Below are 18822 nucleotides of genomic sequence, written 5' to 3'. Positions count from 1 at the left end.
CTATCACTTAGCGCATCCCCCTAAGTAGCTTCACTATTTGATTGGGTTACTTGGGGGAAATTCATTTATATCCTAATCATTTGTCTCCTATGCAGAAATAATAGGCGAAAAATGTCTACTGAATCCTGAGCAGTCCACTTTACTGAGCTAGGTCATACTTAGCCTTCCCCATCCTCATTACCCTAACTGAGCGACAAAAAGAGCTGACCGCTAGAAAAAGTGCCGTTAGTTAAGAAAACAAGTGATCGGCGGCGACAGCCTACTATTCCGCCACGATCAATCCAGTTTTAGGGTCGAGTCGTTTATTATCGATAAGAGCTCGAATCGCAACGTCTAGTCTTGGTTTAATCACATCAAACTGCTTCGACTCACGAGAAAGAGCAAAGGTTTGGTCAATGATTTTAAAAGCTTTGTAGTAGACTTTTGGGCGGTTGGTAATTTGGTTGAAGTAAACGTCCATTTTTTCTTTATTGGCGTAAAGAAATTTTGCGCGGTCTTGGAGCAGCATTCTCACTGCTGATTCAATGCCCGTTGGTGTATAAATGGTTAGTTTACCAGCTTTTTCGGCTTCCCAGATTCCTGGCAAGATAGACAGACTCCAACCACGAACGCTTATAATGCTTTGGCCGTAGTATCCTGCTAAAGAATTGGGTATTTGGTCTTTAGGTAACGTGGAATAAATACCAGCGCTACTCGGCATAGTAAATGTTGAAAAATAGGCAGTGCCTTTTAGGAGTTTGGCTTGAGTCTCGCTGTTAATGACGCTCCCAACGTCAATTTTCCCTGAAATAAAGTCTTGCTCCAACCTCTTTTTAGGCAATCTTTTAAACTCACAATTAAACTTCGCCTCTCGGCAAATCATTCGAAACGAATCGATCATCGGCCCCTTAAAGGTTTGGCTGTTGTCGTCATAATAGTAGATGGGAAAACCATCAGTCACGGCAACACTTACGGTCGGCACCGTACCATCGGCTAAAGCGCTAAACGTGCATAATAGAAACGGACCCGTCAAATATTTCATTACAACCAACTAACTAACTAACTAACTAACTAACTATATGAGCATGAGCATGAGCATGAGCATGAGCATGAGCATAAGCATGAGCATAACTTTGGTATAGATGCCGCATTCACAAAATACAAATTAACGCTCATCTTTCGGCGAGTTCATCACGACCATGGTAGCGATGGATTTCACTTGTTTGCATTCGCCCAGCACTTCCGAATGAAAGCGGTGGTAATCATCTAAACTAGTGGTTTCTACTCTTAACAAGTATTCATTCTCGCCAGTAATGATGTGGCACTCAGTCACTTCATTCTCAAATTCGATATGTGATTGGAATTCGAGCTGTGCTTGCCTTGAGTGGCTAACCAGTCCCACGGAGACATAAGCAATGAATCCGACGCCCAGCTGCTTTTTATCTAGAATGGCTTGGTAGCCTTTAATCACTCCTTTTTTCTCAAGATCTTGTACTCGCCTGAGCGTCGCAGAAGGTGACAGCCCGATTAGGTTGGCAAGTTCAACATTGGCGATTTTTCCGTTCATTTTCAGTTCTTGCAATATTTTCTCGTCAAACCTATCCATTGCGCAATACCATTGTTTATTTTCGGTCGTTACACGCAATAAAAACACAATCTTGCGCCAGCTTCAAAGTATTCTTTCTCCAACGCATTAATGATTAGGAGAAAATATCATGCTGATGGATCATTTAAGCGCATTGGCGCTGTTCGCTTTTATTTCAACATTTACGCCAGGGCCCAATAATGTCATGTTGATGACGTCTGGCGCCAACGTTGGCTTCACGAGAACGATTCCGCATATGGCTGGCATTGTGCTCGGTTTCGCTTTTATGGTTCTGATGGTAGGAATAGGGTTAACTGGTGTTTTTCATGCCTACCCAAGCTTGCAGCATGTTCTAAAAATCACCTGTATGACCTACCTATTCTATCTGGCTTATAAAATTGCAACCTCCAAGCCTGAATTAACGATGGGCGAGTATCAACCATTGAGCTTTCTGCAAGCCGCGTGTTTCCAATGGGTAAACCCTAAAGGTTGGGTGATGGCACTCAGCACCGTCAGCCTTTACAACAGCGATTCCTCGTTGATTGGGTTAACGATCATCGCGTTGACTTTTACCATAGTGAATATTCCCACCGTTACATTTTGGGTCGCCGCTGGAAAAAGCGTGCAACGCTTGCTCAGTAGCCCAAGGCATTTTCAGGCTTTTAATATCGTGATGGCTGGGTTGTTGGTGGCATCTATGTTGCCGACCCTGCTTTCCTATCGATAGTTGCTTGACGCATTCATTACTCATAAAATACAAGCCTGCACGTGGTTAGTTCGAAAAAATCAGTGCAGGCTTCATCCTATCAACCTCGGTTATCGGCCTTTATATCGGAATCTTCTTCTACACTGTAAACACGCATTTTGTAATGCGCTTAATATGTGAGGTAGAAGTAATGCACGGCCCATTCACTTTAGATACTCAGCGCTTACATAAACGCGTTAGGCCGTGCTGCCTATGGCTGATTGTCGCAGTAACCCTGACTGCAAACTTTTCACTCTGGGCAAACAAAAACAATCAACCGACCAATGAAACCATCCGACTCACAAGCGGAGAATGGGCACCCTACTACGGGGCTAAATTGCCCTATCAAGGCTTCGATTCACATATTGTACAAGCTGCCTTTGCCACACAAGGTATTAACGTTCACTACCAGTTTTATCCTTGGGTTCGAGCACTGCATATCGCCAAACACGATTCAAGCTTTCGCGGTGGCGTTGGTTGGGGAAGCACCAAAGAATATCGCCAAGATTTTCTCATTAGCCAGCCGACCTCTTCTTACGAGATGGTTTTTTTCCACCGAGCGGATATGCCATTTGAGTGGAAAAGCTACGCAAGCCTACAAGGGTTGAAACTTGGCTTAACCCTTGGCTACACCTACCCTGAAGAGTTAATCCAATACATAGAAGATGAAAAAATCGACGTTGAATGGTCATCTCAAGATGAGCTCAACTTTAAAAAACTCGCCAGAGGGCGAATCGATTTATACCCCGATGACAAACTGGTGGGTTTGTCGGTTATTAACCGCATCTTTAAGCCGCAGGCCGTTGAACAGCTCACATTCAATACCAAAGCCATCAATACCGATAAACTTCATCTTGTGCTAGCCAAAAGTAACCCCGATAACTCCCGTCTGCTCACGCTGTTTAATCAGGGGTTAAACGAAATTAAGAAAAATGGCACCTATGACAAGATCATGGGAGAGTTAAGTTTGGGCATGTATGATATCGCCAGCGATTTCACCGTGGCGATTGCAGATATCTACAGCCAAGACTTTATCAATGAGCATGGCGAGACCGTAAACCTCATTAGTATGTTAGAAGCGATATATTCCAATGCGGGTATCAAAGCCAGCTTCTTAATTTACCCTAGCGAGCGAGCAGTCAAACTTGCGCATTCAGGGGTTGTTCAAGCATTGGATCTGCGAGTAAAGTCGATCTCTCGTTCGAAAGAGTTGCTGCCGGTGGAAGTACCTATCCACTACATGTCAATCAAGGCGTATGGCATCGAAGACAGCTCCAGCCCTTCATTTAATATTCGGCGAGCGAAATTGGTTGGGGTGCTAGGCATGCAATATTTTAAAACCAATCACCAATACCAGGGCATTGAGTTGGTAGAAAATATTGATAAGGCGGTGCAACTCGTCATCAAAGGCCGCGCAGATGCCGTGATCGTGCCCCGCTACGTCTACGCCATGTTAAAACAGCGCTACCCCCAGCTAGCCCCACTCACCGCTGAGCTAGACCGCGTTCCCCTTTACCACTATGTGCACCGATCGCAATACAAAATTATTCCAGTGCTGGAAAACAGTATTGTGGAAGTCACTCAGAGAAATAACACGCCGCCTTAAGCGCTTGGTTTGAAACGGTGAAGCTAAGCGCAGAGAATCAGCTGCTCGCTGCGGTAAGGTATTGGTAGAGCGCATCTTTTAATACACTGCGGTCGTGCTTTAACTGGTGCATAGATTCATCTTCAATCGGGCTGCCTTTGAGCTCTAATTTACGGATCTCCCGATCTAACGTGGTGTAACGCTTGTTGTTATGTGCAAACTTACTGTCTTCATGGTCGAGTCTTTCGATAAGGTCTTTAAAGTTTGGAAATTCATGAACTAAGGAATGGTCTTCACCCAGCATAAAGTCACCTCTGCAATTAAATTGGTCATTTTAGTCACTGAAATTGTAGCGGGGGTGAGGAGTATTTGCGAGAAACTAGGAGCAGAGATGTTCCACGGATCATAAGCGGAATGTATAACAATTTGATGAAAATCTCTATAACAGTGGCTTTGTCAGAGCAATGACAAATATAACTAAACCACTAATCTACTAAACTACTAAACTACTAAACTACTAAACCACTAAACCACTAAACCACTAAACCACTAAACCACTAAACCACTAAACCACTAAACCACTAAACCACTAAACCACTAACACTGTATTTTCCATCCAAACGTTATTCCCCCTGTAACCCTCCTTAAATTCATGAATTAGTCGTACGTTAACTTGTTATTTTCCCTTTAGAAAAACCCAAGATAAGCAACCACATAGTATGGCAGTTCTTCATTTACTCACAAATCGACCTTGTAGTAACAATTTCAAGTAATGATAGAAACATCACTTTGTGGCGAATAATTAAGCAGGTTATTACCAAATACCAATACATATCAAATATATATTTACAATAAATAGATTTACATATAGCCTTATATATACTTTCAGGTGTTTCTTAATAAGTTTCCATACTGGCCTCGAAAGCTTTAACAACTGTTCATTTTAATGGAGTTTCTCATGAGCAAGCTAATTACTATTCTGCTTACTTCAATGGCTATCAGCACTTCTGCATTTGCAGCAGGCGTTGCCACTACAACACCCGCTACTCCTGCATCAGCTACAGCTGGCGGTGCGGCTGGCGGTAATGCAGCTTCTGCCGCTGCGGTTGGCGCAATTTCTCCAACGGCAGCAGCTACTGTTGTCGGTGCGGCTGTTGCAGGTATTGCTGTTGCGGCAAGCAACAGTGGTTCTGGTACCACAACAACGGTCACCGCTGCGCAGTAAAATCAAACACACCTTATAATGGAGCGCTGAACAACAAGGCGCTCCATTTCTTTCATTTATAGTTGTATATTAGATGAATAAAATACGTCGTTGCTTAACCGTAGCTCTAGGAATGTCACTCCTAGGCTGCACCCAAAACACTCAAGATCTATCCGACACATTCGCCCTAGCATTCTCTGGTTCCCCTACAAACGAATTTTCCTCTCAACAAGTCTCCAATATACCGTATGCCAGTTTGTTTATTAAACAAGGGGACGCCCCCACTGCACTGACCATATTAGCTTGGGTGGAAAAAAGTGATAATGCTGGCCCTCCCACGATGAAATGGCTGTCTAAGCAGAATCAATTGGTCGTGACCCAAGCCGGAAGAATTACAAAAACCGTCAATTTAATCGGCGAGAACCTCACTAATTTACAATCCGATAAAGAGGACCCGCTCGCGATAGGGCTAAACAAAGCCAGCACTCCTAAAGATTGGTCGTACACACTGAGCTGGTCACCTAATTACTATATAAACTATCCCGCGTTTTCTCATTTTGAGGTTGGCAATATAGAGCCCAAGAAACTGGTGAATGGCACAAGAAACCTTTTACATGTCGTTGAGCATGTCTCTGTGCCTTTACTAAAAAGTGAGATGACCAACCAGTATTGGCTTGACCCATCCACAGGTAAGGTCGTCACCAGCATACAAACCCCAGCGCCTAGCATGCCAACGTTTACGTTGACGGTTGCAAAACCCTATGTTGCAAAACCCAATGTCGCAAAGCCCGATAAAGAACCCAAAGGAGGCGAACAATGATCAGGCTGACCAAACCCTACCTGCTTGTATTTATCCTTGCTTGGCCTTTTGCTGCCTTCTCTGCGCAAACATCCACATCTGAGCCAGCATCCACCGCTACACAAGCGCCCACGACGACAGTGGACGTGTTAATGGATGGTCACAATGCACTCCAACTCACCTACTACCCATCGCCACCCAGACTTTCCCAAGTGGTGACAGATGCATTGAAAACCGAACATAAAAATATCACTGATGTTGATTGGCTGTCTTCCGCCCTGTATGACTTAGACACGCCAGAAAGAGACTGGTCGCCAGTATTTGATGCTGCAACCCAGCAATTACATCTGTCTTCAGAGGCAACTCGAGGTCAATGGGAGGCTTTTCTGAGGCAAGTGAAGTCTATGCATTTTTCTGTGCGCTTTTCTGGCTCTGTCGATCCCGATTACACTAGGTTGGCCATCAAAAACAACCCTAGCCTCACGGGCCACTACCTACTTTCTCTCAACTCAGAGAAAAATATCCACGGTGTGACAGTCATGGGCAATGTGCATACGGCCAAATCCTATCCTTGGCAGCCTCAACAATCCATACAAGCCTACTTAGCGCTTGCTCAGCCTCTCGATAACACACTCGGAGAAATCTGGGTTATTCAACCCGACGGCAAAGTTTACCAGCCTAAAATTGGATACTGGAACTCTCAAGCGTTCAATCTAGCCCCCGGCGCCATTCTTTATGTGCCACTGGATGTTGACACTGACAAGCCATTACCGACTTCCCCCGGGAAAAACCTCAATCAGCTGATTGTCGAACTGCTAAGTAACAACGTTTTCTCATGAACTATAAAATATTCTTAAAATCAAAAATTGCGCAAGCAATTGTTTGCGCGTCTATATTGCCATTTTCTGCCACTATCGATGCGGACGAATTAAGTGAACCGCCTTTTACGTATTCGCAATCAGATTTTGGTGGCGTGGGGCTAATGCAAATGCCCACCGCTCGAATGCTGCCAGACGGCGGTTTGGCCGGCGGCATCACTGATAATGACGACTACACTCACTACACTGCGTCACTCCAGCTGTTTTCATGGCTAGAGACGACGGTTCGCTATACTCAAGTTCATCATATGCTGTATAGCAATGATTCTGGCTTTAGTGGTGGGACCGACTACACGGATAAATCCTTTGACGCCAAGCTAAAACTGCTAAATGAAAGTTATTGGCTGCCTCAAGTGGCGATCGGCGCGCGCGATATCGGTGGCACAGGGCTGTTTGATGGAGAGTTCGTGGCGGCTAGCAAACGCTATCATAACTTCGACTTTACCTTAGGAGTGGGTTGGGGCTATATAGGTAACAGCGGCAACCTTAGTGGTTCAAAGTCGGTATCCGAAGATTGCGGGCGTAATACCACTTACACCAGACAAGCTGGAAGCATCAATGCCAGCCGAATGTTCACCGGGTGCACCGCGCTATTTGGCGGGGTGGAATACCAAACGCCCTATCAGCCTCTGAAGCTCAAAGCAGAATATGATGGCAACGATTACCAAAGTGATTTTCCAGTCACGAGTGGCAACAGTAGCATGGCTCAATCTACGCCATGGAACTTTGGCCTTGTTTACTCTTTAGCCGATTGGGCAGCGTTACGTGTCAGCTACGAGCGTGGCAATACATTAACGGCCGGCATCACATTGCAGACTGATCTCGCGACCCTTCGGCCACAATGGATTGATACGCCTCCTCCTAGCTACCAACCCAAGCCCAAGCGGGACGATCTCACGCCAGCTGAATGGAGAACTCTTAACAAAGACATAGAGAAAGTCGCGGGCTATAGTCACGCTACTTTGTATCAATCGAAAGACTCCGTGACACTGAAAGGAAAGCCAACTAAATATAGAAATTTGGATGAATCTCATAAACGAGCTTCTTATTTAATTGCCAATACGGGGATCAAGGCTGAGAACATCAACATTATCGATGCCAACGAAAACCTACCTTTAACCGAGACATCGGTAGATTCGAACGCTCTTAAGCGAGTTGGAAACAACGACTATCTTAATGCAAAGTTTGACGACACCAATATTACCGGAAATCCAAAATCCATTTCTGGCGACTTAAAGGCAGATTCTAAAGACAATTGGCAGTTTGGTTTTGCTCCCGTCCTCCAGCAGTCTTTCGGCGGAGCTGAAGATTTCTACCTATACGCTATCGGCGTCAATGCTAACTCTACCTACAGCTTTGGAGACAACTGGACACTTTCCAGCACTGTCTATGGCAATATTGTCGATAACTACGACAAGTTCAATTATACCGTGCCACCAGATGGCACAAGCTTGAAGCGTGTCCGGACCCTCTCTCGCCAATATTACGACGATCCTGTAAGAATAGATAACTTACAGCTCACCCACTTTGACCGATATGGCAAGGCCTTATATAGCCAAGTCTATGGCGGATATTTAGAATCCATGTTCGCTGGCGCAGGGACTGAATGGCTATACCGCCCACTGCATGACAATTGGGCGATCGGGACCGACATCAACTATGTGGTTCAACGTGAACCGGGCACAGCATTAGGTGTATTTTCAAGTGAAAGACACTACGACTCGGAGACTGGCCGATATTATAATGTGCAAACCGGCATAGCAACGGGGAACGCCACGCTTTATTGGCAACCCAAGTTCTGGCGAGCCATCGACCATACCTTGCTTAAAGTGAGCGCAGGACGATACTTAGCTGGCGATAATGGCGTCACTGTCGACTTCTCTAAGCAATTTGACAGCGGAATCATTGCAGGAGCATTTGTCACTAAAACAAACCTATCCGCCGCGGACTATGGAGAAGGAAGCTTTACCAAAGGCTTCTATATCTCCATTCCACTAGACTTGATTACCGTTAGGCCAAGTCGCGAACGTGCGAATATTTCTTGGTTACCCCTTCAACGAGATGGCGGACAAATGCTAAACCGCAAATACAGTCTGTATGACATCACCGATGCTCGTTCTCCTTGGTACACTCGCCCAGTAATAAACTAAATCCACTTTAGTTTATTCAACACCAACGGCCATAGAACACAATTTAACCTTGTTCTCTATGGCCGCTTTCATTCTCATTGGATACAAGCTCACAACCTTGATCATCATTTTCAAACTAGCCGTTAAAAATCAGTAACTTCCTTGATCTGCACTAAGATAAATTGAGAACACTGATAAAAATCAAATACGATTTATGTTCTTTCATATCGGAGGGCTGGCGGTGCGTATTACAAGTTATTATCTAACCATATTGTCATGTGTGGCAATCTTAAGCGGTTGCGTAAGTAGTAATGGAACCACTCAAGAAGCGAGCAACCACCCAGAATTAGACTACGAGTTTATTGGTATTCCCTTACTGGCTTTTGGTAGTGGAACCAGCGTCCCTCTAACACCTGAGTTAAGTATTACTGCCGCTCACGTCGCCATGTTTGGATACGATAAAGTGGTGGCCTACCACCCCCACTGTGATATCGCCATCATAGAAACAGATAATGACAGTGATGATATTTCCCTAAGTGGGAAAATATTCTCAGGCGAAAGTGTGACAACCTATGGTATGGATCTCTTTGGAGACATGCTCACAAGCCAAGGCCTCTATCACCTAGACTTGAATTTTGTGAATAGTGATGATTACACTAGCTGCCCTGCCAGTATTATGGACGCCCCTATCGAGGCAGGGATGAGTGGCGGTGGTGTCTACAATCGTGATAACGAGCTCGTAGGTATCATCACGGCTTTTGCGAGTAAAGAAGGCACCAAATTACTAAGTGGCGATCCCTTAGAGATAGACCGAATCAGTATTTTTGTTTCTACGCTTTATCTGGGACCATGGGTGGAAGAAACTCTAAACAATTATTATCATGAAGATTCTAATATTACCCGTCCTGATGGAGTGGCTCTAATTAATTAGAGTTGCTCATTTACGCGGCGTTGCTTACTAAACATTTGAATCAAAAAATAAATGGTTGACTCAGTATAAAAGTACCAGTGACTTTGTCGTGCATGGCTTCAGACTTGGAAAGCCAATCATTTTTCACTAACTCGACCACTTGGCGTCACGACCCCAATTTATTCATAGCTGGCCCCTTTGCAGAAATATCCTTCCTGATTGAAAGATTTCTCACAGAACCAGCTTATAGTTTCTTTCAATTTTGTCCCAGCTCGAGTTACATACTATTTCAACTTAAAAAACAAAATTAATCTTAAGGACATGACAACGCTTTCTGTGATCAAAACAGCAACTGTTACAGACAAAGCTGAGATCGAATCGGTGAAATACAAAAACAGAAGTGAAAGGCACTGAACAATAGCACCGAACATAACGGTGATGTTTGCAACTCTTACCTTATTAATACTTGCAAATGCAGGGTAACCAAAGTTCACAGCAATAAACACAATAACTGTGCAGGCTAAAAACAGGTCTAAAATTCTATCTGCCTTCGCAAATTCAGGGCCAAAGATAAAAGATAGTATATCACTTGAAAAGTGTATACATATCGCACACCCAACTATCATAGGAATAATTGAAAATAATACAAACTTATAAAAAAGTTTTTTATCTCCAGTTCGTGCCATGTATGGGAATAATGCCTGACTAATAGGTGATGTTAAACTTTGCCCACCCTGATATAGTTTTTCACAAGAAGAGTAAAGAGCTGCCTGATGAAGACCGGCGACACTGCCAACAATAAAAGTACTCAACGCTGTATAAATAGAGACAGAAACTCGAGATAAGAAAAATCCAGAGCTATTCTTGAATACGGATTTCATCATTGGCCACGATGAAACTTTAACTTTATACCCTTCCTTATATATACAAAAAATAGATATAATAGACGCCACCAAATTGCTAACGCCAAAACAGAGCATAACAATCCATTCATCACCTTTATTATGTACAAATATAAAAACCAAAATCAAATACATCAATTTGGCAATAACCATATAGACAGTCACACTTCTCATTTTTTCAATACCTTGAAAAAACCAAGTAGGCTGAAAGGTTCTGGACAAAATCGTAAAAAACACGACCGGTAATAAATAATTAGATGCCAGTAAGTCTGTGCCAAAAGTAGAATATAGAAATAAAAAAAATAAAATAGCCAAAACCAAAATAATTTTAATGGTGAAAACTGTTCCAATATACCTATTTATATATTCTTTGTTATCTGAACTCTTAGCAATATCATGCGCTGCAGACAGATTAAACCCATAGTCTGTCACAATACTCGCAATTGTAGCTATTGACATTAACAAAGCTACTGTTCCAAACCCCTCAACCCCCAATGTTCTAGACAAATATGGCAACACTAGAAAGGGCGCTATATAATTAGCTATCTGAATAAAAAGTAAGGAAAGTGAATTACTTAATATTCTTTTAGTATTAGATACCATTGGATGTCCGAAATATTAGTTTATATACCACAAAATCCGTCATTGTGAAGATGATAATGATTTAACGATCTCAATAACGGAGTGTAATGTATTCTCAATGTTATCTAGCTCTTTACTATTAACGCTTGATAACGCTTTTTTTATATCCGTCGTTGATATGTCAGCAGTTCGATCCAAATAAACAACCTCACAGTGCTCCTTTAAATGATCGAACTTACCTTCCCAATCATTCCCCATCGCAAAAATTGTGGCATTATAGTTTTTTATATCATCGATTTTTTGCTCCCAATTATGCTCTGGGAAAACCTCGTCCACATATTTACATGCACTAACAATCTCTGACCTTTCACTATAAGATGAAAATGACTTCTTCTGCTTTAATGCATTAAATTCATCAGATGACACTCCAACGACCAAACGTTCGCCCAGTTGGCTCAATCTTTTTAATAACCGCACATGGCCAACATGAAATAAATCATAAGTGCCATAAGTAATTACTGTTTTCATTTATATCTCCGTTAACTTCTAGCAAGAATCAATATGCACCATCGCTTCGCAATACAACGCCAACCGTTTTAAATAACATTGCAATGTCATACCACATCGACCAGTTTTTAACATACCATCCATCTAGGTAGACTCTTGTATCGTAATCAACATCATTCCGGCCGCTGACTTGCCAAAGCCCAGTCATGCCTGGTTTTGCCATCAGATAATAATCTGAGTTCTCACCATAATATTGCTCTAATTCTTTTTGAATAACTGGACGAGGACCAACTAAACTCATTTCCCCTTTTAAAACACACCATAACTGTGGGAGCTCATCTAAGCTGGTTTTGCGAATGAAGTGCCCAATCGGAGTGATCCGTGGGTCATTCTTCAGTTTAAAGTCTTTTTCCCACTCCGCTCTAGCGACAGGATCGGTCTCCAATAAATCTTGTAGAACTTCCTGTGAGTTACTGATCATGGAACGGAACTTCAAACATTTAAATTTCTGACCATTTTGTCCTACACGCTCATGACCATAGGTAGAAGCACCACCATCACGGGACACCTTCCGAGCGATATATAACATCACTGGAGAAAGAATAAGCAACAACGTTGTCGATACAACTACATCAAAACATCTCTTTACAATTCGAGCAGAACGACGAGCCAAATTATTTCGTACTCTCAACATTAATACTTCGTGGCTAAAGAAATGAGAAATATCCGTGCCATGTACTGGAATACCTCGTAGAGAAGGCATCACAGAAATATTTCGCAATTTCTTCGCTGCCAGTTTCCGAAGCCAAGAATCACACAGTTCATATTGCGTATATTCTAAAGCGATAAAAACCTGAGCTTTCTTCATATTCCGGAGAGAGGCGAGCTCTGCACGCAAAATTGGCACTCCCTGTATCGGGCTTTCATAAGGGTTATCATCCGGTGCAATAAAAGCCTGAACATCAAATCCCATCCTCTTTTCACTCTTAAGAGCTAGATAAGCTTCACGAGCATTTTCACCACATCCAATAATAAATGTTGGCCATTGCCAAAATCCAAAATAATCTAATGCGCGTTTAGCTACAGATCGAGATAAAGGTATCGACACCATCATCACTCCCCAGAATATCGCCCAACGCTCATGATTCATGTTTTTTTCAGTCAATGCGATCAAAGAAAGATCTGATATAGCCAAAATGCAGACCATCATGATTACTTCTTTCAACTCACTCCAAAATGGCTTTCGAGATCGGTAGTGTCGAAAGTAAAGTGAAAACATCCCAATACCGAATAGCATTAATCCAAAGGCACTACACAGCCACTCATAGCCATGATACATATTCAGCCATTGATCATAATTCATCGCATGTTCGATGTTAGTAATAAGCATAATCTTATGAGCAACATAAAATGCGATTAGAAACCCAATACAATCCGCTAAAATCAAACTGACATAGTTAATATTCTTTGAATATTTAACTTTTTCATTCAACATATTTTAAAATCCAAATAACTCTTTGTAAATATCATAAAGCAGGCGTGGCTATAGCTTACTTTTAAAACAACCTCTAGCCACTTTAGCACCTGAAACAGATAGTATCTTTTGAAAAACTCGCTCACAGCTTTGTCCATCTTGAAACTTATGAAACAAATTTTTCATCTCTAGGCGTTCATTTTTATATTCAGAAGGGTTACAATTAAACCTTTCTACCCATTTCATAGCGTCATTCCAATCACTACATTTAGGCCCCGGAGTGACAGTGTCATAATCATAATATAGCTCTCTATTTTGAGATATATATTCGGCATGGTCAAACTGAGTGAATATAACAGGATTATCTGACAACAAAAAATCAAAGTATATACTTGAATAATCAGTTATCATAATATCAAAGTCATTAATCTTGCTGTAAATATCCTGTTCAATTTCTTCATCTGACAAAATTTTAATATTAGAATATTCTTTTAAAGAAAGATCTTTTTCATTATTTGGGTGCAGTTTTATATACATCACAACATTAATCGAAGCCAACGTATTGTTTATGTTATCTGCACTGCTTGCCAATAAATCAGTTAGTTTAGAGCTACCATTATTTCTCCACGTAGGAAGATAGATAATACTCTTGGTATTAGTGTTTGTTTGAGGCTGTTGGAAAACATCATTTCTCGGCAACCCTGAAACAAATACTTTTTCTGGAGGTAAATCAAATGCAGATTCTAGTTGCTTAGCCTCTCTATCAGAACTTGCTATAGCAAGATCAACATATTCCTCACCTCGAATATATGGGAATATTTTTTTTAGTCTTCTTTTATTTGATTTATCTATGACTTTACTTACCGTATTATCATATCCTATTTTCTTTAATGGGATACCGTGCCATAAGTTTATAAGCACCTTAGCCGGTACAAATTTGCTTATATCATTAAAGCTGACATTAAAAATATTAACACCTGACCTGGACATCATCCAGAAACCTTTCAAAGTAAAGGCATAATATACTTCATACCCCTTAGAGCTAACTAAGTTTAAGGTACGCTTATTTTTAGTAATCCATATAGATCTTATTTCTGGATGGTGTTTGCTTACATGCTCAAATAATATTTTGCTACTGTCACCATATTTATTTCCATGCCATGAACCAAATGCCCAAATATTTTCACTACTTGGGATTAGTCTAGAGACTAAATATATAGGCATACCAGAAATAAGCCGAGCGAGTTTAATGATATTTCTCATGGGAATTTACTCAGATTTATGTAAGGGTTAAGAAAATATATTAAAAACAGATATCTGTCTTATCCAACTGACGAGAGGCTATATATAATAATTATTTTATTGATAATTAACCTTTTCATTTCTCAGCTATGCTCATATCTGAAACACTGCTAAGTATAAAGTACTTTAAAGAATCATTTTTTTAAAACCCCAGCTAATTTATTGTCCTCAATCACTAACAGGGCACTTATTTTTTTTGCTTCCATCATGTCATAAGCAGTTTGAATCGAAGTTTGAGGGGTAACAGTGGCAGCACTAGGTGTAAAAATAGCCTCCGCAGTCACGCTAAAGGACTCTTTACCAAAACGTTCTATGGTGCGGCGAAGATCACCATCAGTAATTATTCCTTTTAGATCATTATCTTGTATAACGATAGCTAAGCCTAAGCACCCCTCAGATATCGTCATAATAATTTCCGACAGCGTGCTGCTTAAGTGAACGATCGGTAGATTTTTAGTGTTCATATCATCACTAACACGGCCTAATAGCCTGCGCCCAAGACTCCCACCTGGATGAAAACGAGCAAAGTTCTCTGGCTGAAAGTCACGCATTTCCATTAGTGCAACGGCCAATGCGTCTCCCATTACTAATGTTGCCGTCGTTGACGAGGTTGGCGCTAACTGAAGTGGGCAAGCTTCTTCGGGAACTGCAATATTTAAATGGCAACGAGCATGCGTTGCCAAAGTTGAAGCAGGGTTTCCCGTTATTGCAATAATGTTGTTGCCGTTGTCCTCCAAAAAAGGAAGCAACTTGAGCACTTCATCTGTTTCACCTGAATTAGAAATAGCGATAAAAATATCATCAGAAGTAACCATGCCTAGGTCGCCATGAAAGGCTTCGCCAGGATGCATAAAAAAGCTTGGGGTGCCAGTGCTTGCAAAGGAAGCCGCTATTTTCTTACCAATAATCCCCGATTTCCCCATGCCACATACAATCACTCGCCCAGAAGTTGACAAAATAATGTCGATGGCGAGTTCAAACTGATCATCAATTTGATCCGATATGGCTTGCAGGGCATTCACTTCAATTTCAATGACTTTTTTAGCTATTTCTAAACTACCCATCTGTTATTCCATTATTTTCTTTATTGTTAAATAATCACTTTCTGTATCAATACCGTGTGGTATGTCCCCATCAAAGTCCATGACACCAATCGTTAAGCCATTACTTATCGCTCTTAGCTGCTCAAGTTTTTCTAAAGACTCTAAAGCCGACTCAGGCAACGTACTCATGGAAAAAAGGGCCGCGACTTTATAGACATAAATACCAACATGGCGCTTAGCTTGGCTTAAATCATCAGGGTTATCCCGATTCAGCGGCGCGGCGCTTCGAGTAAAGTAAAGTGCCTGAGCATGCTCTGTCGTAATCGCTTTCACTACGTTCGGGTTGAAAAAGTCAGCCTTGTGATTAATCTTCGTTGCTGCGGTGGTAATATCAAAATTTTGATTTTTCAGTGTAAATGTCATTAAATCACCAATTAACATTGGTGGAATCAAGGGCTCATCTCCCTGAACATTTATCACTAACGTCTCTGCTGACCAGCCTTGTTTTACAGTTACTTCGTTTACACGGTCTGTTCCACTGGCATGGTTCACCGCCGTCATAACCACTGGTAACCCAAACTCTAACGCTTTACTTTCAATACGCTTGTCATCGGTGGCGATTACGATATCCGCCAATGCGATGCCCGCTTCTAATACGCGCTGAGCAACATGCCAAAAGATAGGCCGGTTGTTAATTTCCAACAATGGTTTAGCCGGTAAACGAGAGGAACCATAACGAGCGGGGATCACCACCTTAAACTCACACGCATTCATTCTTACTGCTCCATGCTGCGGACATCATCGGCAATTATTTTGTTTAGTAACACATCATAGATCGCTTTGAGTGAACCACAACGTTCAAGTAAAAGTGTGTCCGCGACTTCTCTTATCACACCAGCACCACCTGCCGCTTTCGTAATACGTTGTGTATTTTGAAGAACGAGGTCATGTGCATCCGATGGCGCAAAGCTCGTGCCACATCGCTGCATAACGGGAAGGTCGAGCACATCATCACCCACAAACGCAACTTGCTGGAGAGTTATCCCCAGCTCTACACATATCTTCTCAACGCGTGGGAGTTTGTTTTTGCAGCCTGTTATAATGTAATCAAACCCTAACTTCTCACAACGTTCCGCCAATGCTTGGCTTGCCTTGCCTGACACTACGCCAGTTTTGATGTTATGGCTGCGCAACAATTCAATGGCTAAACCATCTTTAACGTTAAACTTTTTAAACGACTCGCCATGTGCGTCTATATAAATGCTGCCATCGGTCATTACTCCATCAACATCAAACAACACCAATTCGATATTTTGCATAATTAAACCAATTTGGATTCTAAAAATGGGCGTTTATGTGCCACGGCATCAAGCTCTAACAAGGTTTCCAGCATTTCTCGCATATGATGCAGGGGTATCATATTCGGGCCATCGCTCAGTGCAACGCTTGGGTTTGGGTGTGTTTCCATAAATAAACCATCAATACCAACAGCTACAGCGGCACGCGCTAAAACAGGCACCATTTCTCGCTGGCCACCAGAGGTCGCGCCTTGGCCACCAGGTTGCTGAACAGAGTGAGTCGCATCAAAAACGACTTTACAACCTGTATCACGCATAACTGGCAAGCCACGCATATCAGAAACCAACGTGTTGTAGCCAAACGAGGTACCGCGATCGCATAACCAGATATCATTATTGCCAACTTCGCGACACTTCTTAACTACCTGTTCCATATCCCATGGCGCTTGAAACTGGCCTTTTTTGATGTTCACCGGTAGCCCGAAACCCGCGACTTTTTGAATAAAATTGGTCTGGCGCACCAAAAATGCCGGAGTCTGCATCACATCAACGACAGAAGCAACTTCATCGATAGGAGTATCTTCATGAACATCCGTTAGCACTTTAAGCCCTAACTCATTCTTTACTTTACTTAAAATGCGCAGCCCTTCCTCAATACCTGGGCCACGGAAGCTATCCGTTGAGCTACGGTTCGCTTTGTCAAAACTTGCTTTGAAGATATATTCAATACCCAAATCTTGAGTCATGGCCTTCATTTTCGAAGCGACTTCAAGAACTAATTCTTCAGATTCAATGACACATGGGCCTGCAATTAAAAACATAGTTATCTCTTATTTTTTGTAAATTTCATCTAATTCTTTAGAAAAACGTTCGACAGAAAAGCGCTCAAAAACTTGCTTATAAGCAACGCCTGCTAACTGTTCAAAGTGCTCAGGTTGTTCTAGGTATTGATTCAAAAACTCAATACACTGACTTGTTTCAGAAAAGAGGTGACCATCTTTTCCGTGGGACACAATATCTCTATTTCCGGCACAATCTCTTAGAATTACTGGAATATCAGCTGCGCACGCCTCAATAACGGAAACTGGCATGCCTTCCCATAGAGCGGTGGAAATATAAAGTTCCGCTTTGTATAACTCTTCGATTACCTTCTCACGTGGCATCCATCCTTTAACGTTAACACCCGCATCTATAAGTACTCGTTTAAATTCAGGTTCTCCATCTCCAATCCAAATAAATTCAACATTGCTATTTTTAAATTGGCTTGCTATATACGCAAATTCTTCAGGGCCCTTTTGCGGTCGGATCCCCCCCACAGTGATCACTTTCACTATTTCGTTTGAGCTAACTTCAATAGCTTGCTTCTGGCAACCTCTGAACTCACTTAAATCGACAGCATTTTCAAGTAAAGCGACTTTGACAAAGGGTAGTGCTTGCTGAATAGCTTCTTTTTCACTGTTTGAGCAGGCAACATAGGTCGCCTGTTTTACGCAAGCGACTAACTCGAACAGCCTAAATAAAAGTGCCTTACCTTTACCAATATCTTCTCGCATAAAAGATATGCAATGTGGGCTATAAAAAACTTTGGTTTTTAACCCGAGCGTTGCTAGACGCCCGACAAAGCCAGCAAAGGATGAATGGCAGTGAACACAATCAGGCTTTATTGATTTCAGGTGTCTACGTAAAGAAAAAACAGAAAAAGGAAATTTTCTTGCCTGCAAGTCTTCTTCTACCAATCTGACATCTTTTTCAAATATCGTTTCTATATTTTCAGGCGTATCAGACCTACGAGAGAAAATAACAGTAGTATCGCTATCTCTTACTTGTGAGTTCGCTGCCATTTGCGCGATAGATAATGTGCCTGTTGCTGTTGACTCAATTACATGAACAACATTCATAT

Annotated in this window: 19 protein-coding genes; 7 read left to right on the top strand and 12 right to left on the bottom strand. The window is 42.0% G+C overall.

The window, feature by feature from the left end; genetic code table 11:
• Positions 1–262 precede the first annotated feature (262 nt).
• Positions 263–1021 (bottom strand): substrate-binding periplasmic protein, encoded by a 759-nt coding sequence (locus tag L4C34_RS05735; RefSeq protein WP_428788390.1) that lies wholly within the window; start codon positions 1019–1021, stop codon positions 263–265.
• A 123-nt stretch (positions 1022–1144) separates the two neighbouring features.
• The gene (locus L4C34_RS05730) at positions 1145–1585 is read right to left on the bottom strand and encodes an Lrp/AsnC family transcriptional regulator (RefSeq protein WP_428788389.1); all 441 of its coding nucleotides are present in this window, start codon (positions 1583–1585) and stop codon (positions 1145–1147) included.
• Between the two features lie 109 nt (positions 1586–1694).
• On the opposite strand from L4C34_RS05730, the gene L4C34_RS05725 reads away from it, so the two are divergent.
• Both L4C34_RS05725 and L4C34_RS05720 read left to right on the top strand, forming a co-directional pair.
• Complete coding sequence (locus L4C34_RS05725) at positions 1695–2291, top strand: LysE family translocator (RefSeq protein WP_428788388.1); 597 nt, start codon at positions 1695–1697, stop codon at positions 2289–2291.
• A gap of 169 nt (positions 2292–2460) precedes the next feature.
• The gene (locus tag L4C34_RS05720) at positions 2461–3915 is read left to right on the top strand and encodes a transporter substrate-binding domain-containing protein (protein WP_428788387.1); all 1455 of its coding nucleotides are present in this window, start codon (positions 2461–2463) and stop codon (positions 3913–3915) included.
• A gap of 37 nt (positions 3916–3952) precedes the next feature.
• Here L4C34_RS05720 and L4C34_RS05715 read toward each other — a convergent pair whose 3' ends face one another.
• Positions 3953–4198, bottom strand: a complete 246-nt coding sequence (locus L4C34_RS05715) for an HP1242/YdcH family protein (protein ID WP_428788386.1) — start codon at positions 4196–4198, stop codon at positions 3953–3955.
• 654 nt (positions 4199–4852) lie between these two features.
• Between L4C34_RS05715 and L4C34_RS05710 the strand changes: the two genes are divergently transcribed.
• The 5 genes from L4C34_RS05710 to L4C34_RS05690 all read left to right on the top strand — a co-directional run bounded on the left by L4C34_RS05710 (position 4853) and on the right by L4C34_RS05690 (position 9835).
• Positions 4853–5119 (top strand): hypothetical protein, encoded by a 267-nt coding sequence (locus L4C34_RS05710; RefSeq protein WP_428788385.1) that lies wholly within the window; start codon positions 4853–4855, stop codon positions 5117–5119.
• Positions 5120–5192: 73 nt separating this feature from the next.
• The gene (locus L4C34_RS05705) at positions 5193–5918 is read left to right on the top strand and encodes a YjbF family lipoprotein (RefSeq protein ID WP_428788384.1); all 726 of its coding nucleotides are present in this window, start codon (positions 5193–5195) and stop codon (positions 5916–5918) included.
• A complete protein-coding gene (locus L4C34_RS05700) occupies positions 5915–6736 on the top strand; it encodes a capsule biosynthesis GfcC family protein (RefSeq protein WP_428788383.1) in 822 nt (273 codons plus the stop codon). The genes L4C34_RS05705 and L4C34_RS05700 overlap by 4 nt, the downstream gene beginning before the upstream one ends.
• On the top strand, positions 6733–8925 hold the full coding sequence (locus L4C34_RS05695) for a YjbH domain-containing protein (RefSeq protein WP_428788382.1): 2193 nt from the start codon (positions 6733–6735) through the stop codon (positions 8923–8925). Before L4C34_RS05700 ends, L4C34_RS05695 begins: the two co-directional genes overlap by 4 nt.
• Before the next feature lie 220 nt (positions 8926–9145).
• Entirely contained in the window at positions 9146–9835 is a 690-nt protein-coding gene (locus L4C34_RS05690; RefSeq protein WP_428788381.1) for a S1 family serine peptidase, read from the top strand.
• Between the two features lie 263 nt (positions 9836–10098).
• On the opposite strand, the gene L4C34_RS05685 is transcribed toward L4C34_RS05690, so the two are convergent.
• The 9 genes from L4C34_RS05685 to L4C34_RS05645 form a co-directional block, all read right to left on the bottom strand.
• Positions 10099–11319 (bottom strand): oligosaccharide flippase family protein, encoded by a 1221-nt coding sequence (locus L4C34_RS05685; RefSeq protein ID WP_428788380.1) that lies wholly within the window; start codon positions 11317–11319, stop codon positions 10099–10101.
• A 39-nt stretch (positions 11320–11358) separates the two neighbouring features.
• Complete coding sequence (locus L4C34_RS05680; protein WP_428788379.1) at positions 11359–11826, bottom strand: adenylyltransferase/cytidyltransferase family protein; 468 nt, start codon at positions 11824–11826, stop codon at positions 11359–11361.
• 28 nt (positions 11827–11854) lie between these two features.
• A complete protein-coding gene (gene wbaP, locus L4C34_RS05675; protein WP_428788378.1) occupies positions 11855–13300 on the bottom strand; it encodes an undecaprenyl-phosphate galactose phosphotransferase WbaP in 1446 nt (481 codons plus the stop codon).
• Positions 13301–13348: 48 nt separating this feature from the next.
• Positions 13349–14542, bottom strand: coding sequence for a CDP-glycerol glycerophosphotransferase family protein (locus tag L4C34_RS05670; RefSeq protein ID WP_428788377.1), 1194 nt, complete (start codon positions 14540–14542; stop codon positions 13349–13351).
• Positions 14543–14715: 173 nt separating this feature from the next.
• Positions 14716–15645, bottom strand: a complete 930-nt coding sequence (locus tag L4C34_RS05665; RefSeq protein WP_428788376.1) for a KpsF/GutQ family sugar-phosphate isomerase — start codon at positions 15643–15645, stop codon at positions 14716–14718.
• Positions 15646–15648: 3 nt separating this feature from the next.
• A complete protein-coding gene (kdsB, locus tag L4C34_RS05660; RefSeq protein WP_428788375.1) occupies positions 15649–16398 on the bottom strand; it encodes a 3-deoxy-manno-octulosonate cytidylyltransferase in 750 nt (249 codons plus the stop codon).
• Between the two features lie 2 nt (positions 16399–16400).
• The gene (locus tag L4C34_RS05655; RefSeq protein WP_428788374.1) at positions 16401–16943 is read right to left on the bottom strand and encodes a KdsC family phosphatase; all 543 of its coding nucleotides are present in this window, start codon (positions 16941–16943) and stop codon (positions 16401–16403) included.
• A 2-nt stretch (positions 16944–16945) separates the two neighbouring features.
• Positions 16946–17743, bottom strand: a complete 798-nt coding sequence (gene kdsA, locus L4C34_RS05650) for a 3-deoxy-8-phosphooctulonate synthase (protein ID WP_428788373.1) — start codon at positions 17741–17743, stop codon at positions 16946–16948.
• A gap of 9 nt (positions 17744–17752) precedes the next feature.
• On the bottom strand, positions 17753–18820 hold the full coding sequence (locus L4C34_RS05645; protein WP_428788372.1) for a glycosyltransferase: 1068 nt from the start codon (positions 18818–18820) through the stop codon (positions 17753–17755).
• Positions 18821–18822: the final 2 nt, after the last annotated feature.

This window comes from Vibrio profundum, from assembly GCF_050337555.1.
GTDB classification, from domain to species: domain Bacteria; phylum Pseudomonadota; class Gammaproteobacteria; order Enterobacterales; family Vibrionaceae; genus Vibrio; species Vibrio profundum.
The sequence above is the reverse complement of the archived record's forward strand: the minus strand, read 5'-3'. Positions and strand labels throughout refer to the sequence as shown.

Bases quoted from the DNA above. Each gene is read 5' to 3' on its own strand.
- L4C34_RS05735 (WP_428788390.1), bottom strand. From the start codon at position 1,021: ATGAAATATTTGACGGGTCCGTTTCTATTATGCACGTTTAGCGCTTTA.
- L4C34_RS05730 (WP_428788389.1), bottom strand. From the start codon at position 1,585: ATGGATAGGTTTGACGAGAAAATATTGCAAGAACTGAAAATGAACGGA.
- L4C34_RS05725 (WP_428788388.1), top strand. From the start codon at position 1,695: ATGCTGATGGATCATTTAAGCGCATTGGCGCTGTTCGCTTTTATTTCA.
- L4C34_RS05720 (WP_428788387.1), top strand. From the start codon at position 2,461: ATGCACGGCCCATTCACTTTAGATACTCAGCGCTTACATAAACGCGTT.
- L4C34_RS05715 (WP_428788386.1), bottom strand. From the start codon at position 4,198: ATGCTGGGTGAAGACCATTCCTTAGTTCATGAATTTCCAAACTTTAAA.
- L4C34_RS05710 (WP_428788385.1), top strand. From the start codon at position 4,853: ATGAGCAAGCTAATTACTATTCTGCTTACTTCAATGGCTATCAGCACT.
- L4C34_RS05705 (WP_428788384.1), top strand. From the start codon at position 5,193: ATGAATAAAATACGTCGTTGCTTAACCGTAGCTCTAGGAATGTCACTC.
- L4C34_RS05700 (WP_428788383.1), top strand. From the start codon at position 5,915: ATGATCAGGCTGACCAAACCCTACCTGCTTGTATTTATCCTTGCTTGG.
- L4C34_RS05695 (WP_428788382.1), top strand. From the start codon at position 6,733: ATGAACTATAAAATATTCTTAAAATCAAAAATTGCGCAAGCAATTGTT.
- L4C34_RS05685 (WP_428788380.1), bottom strand. From the start codon at position 11,319: ATGGTATCTAATACTAAAAGAATATTAAGTAATTCACTTTCCTTACTT.
- L4C34_RS05680 (WP_428788379.1), bottom strand. From the start codon at position 11,826: ATGAAAACAGTAATTACTTATGGCACTTATGATTTATTTCATGTTGGC.
- wbaP (WP_428788378.1), bottom strand. From the start codon at position 13,300: ATGTTGAATGAAAAAGTTAAATATTCAAAGAATATTAACTATGTCAGT.
- L4C34_RS05670 (WP_428788377.1), bottom strand. From the start codon at position 14,542: ATGAGAAATATCATTAAACTCGCTCGGCTTATTTCTGGTATGCCTATA.
- L4C34_RS05665 (WP_428788376.1), bottom strand. From the start codon at position 15,645: ATGGGTAGTTTAGAAATAGCTAAAAAAGTCATTGAAATTGAAGTGAAT.
- kdsB (WP_428788375.1), bottom strand. From the start codon at position 16,398: ATGAATGCGTGTGAGTTTAAGGTGGTGATCCCCGCTCGTTATGGTTCC.
- L4C34_RS05655 (WP_428788374.1), bottom strand. From the start codon at position 16,943: ATGCAAAATATCGAATTGGTGTTGTTTGATGTTGATGGAGTAATGACC.
- kdsA (WP_428788373.1), bottom strand. From the start codon at position 17,743: ATGTTTTTAATTGCAGGCCCATGTGTCATTGAATCTGAAGAATTAGTT.
- L4C34_RS05645 (WP_428788372.1), bottom strand. From the start codon at position 18,820: ATGAATGTTGTTCATGTAATTGAGTCAACAGCAACAGGCACATTATCT.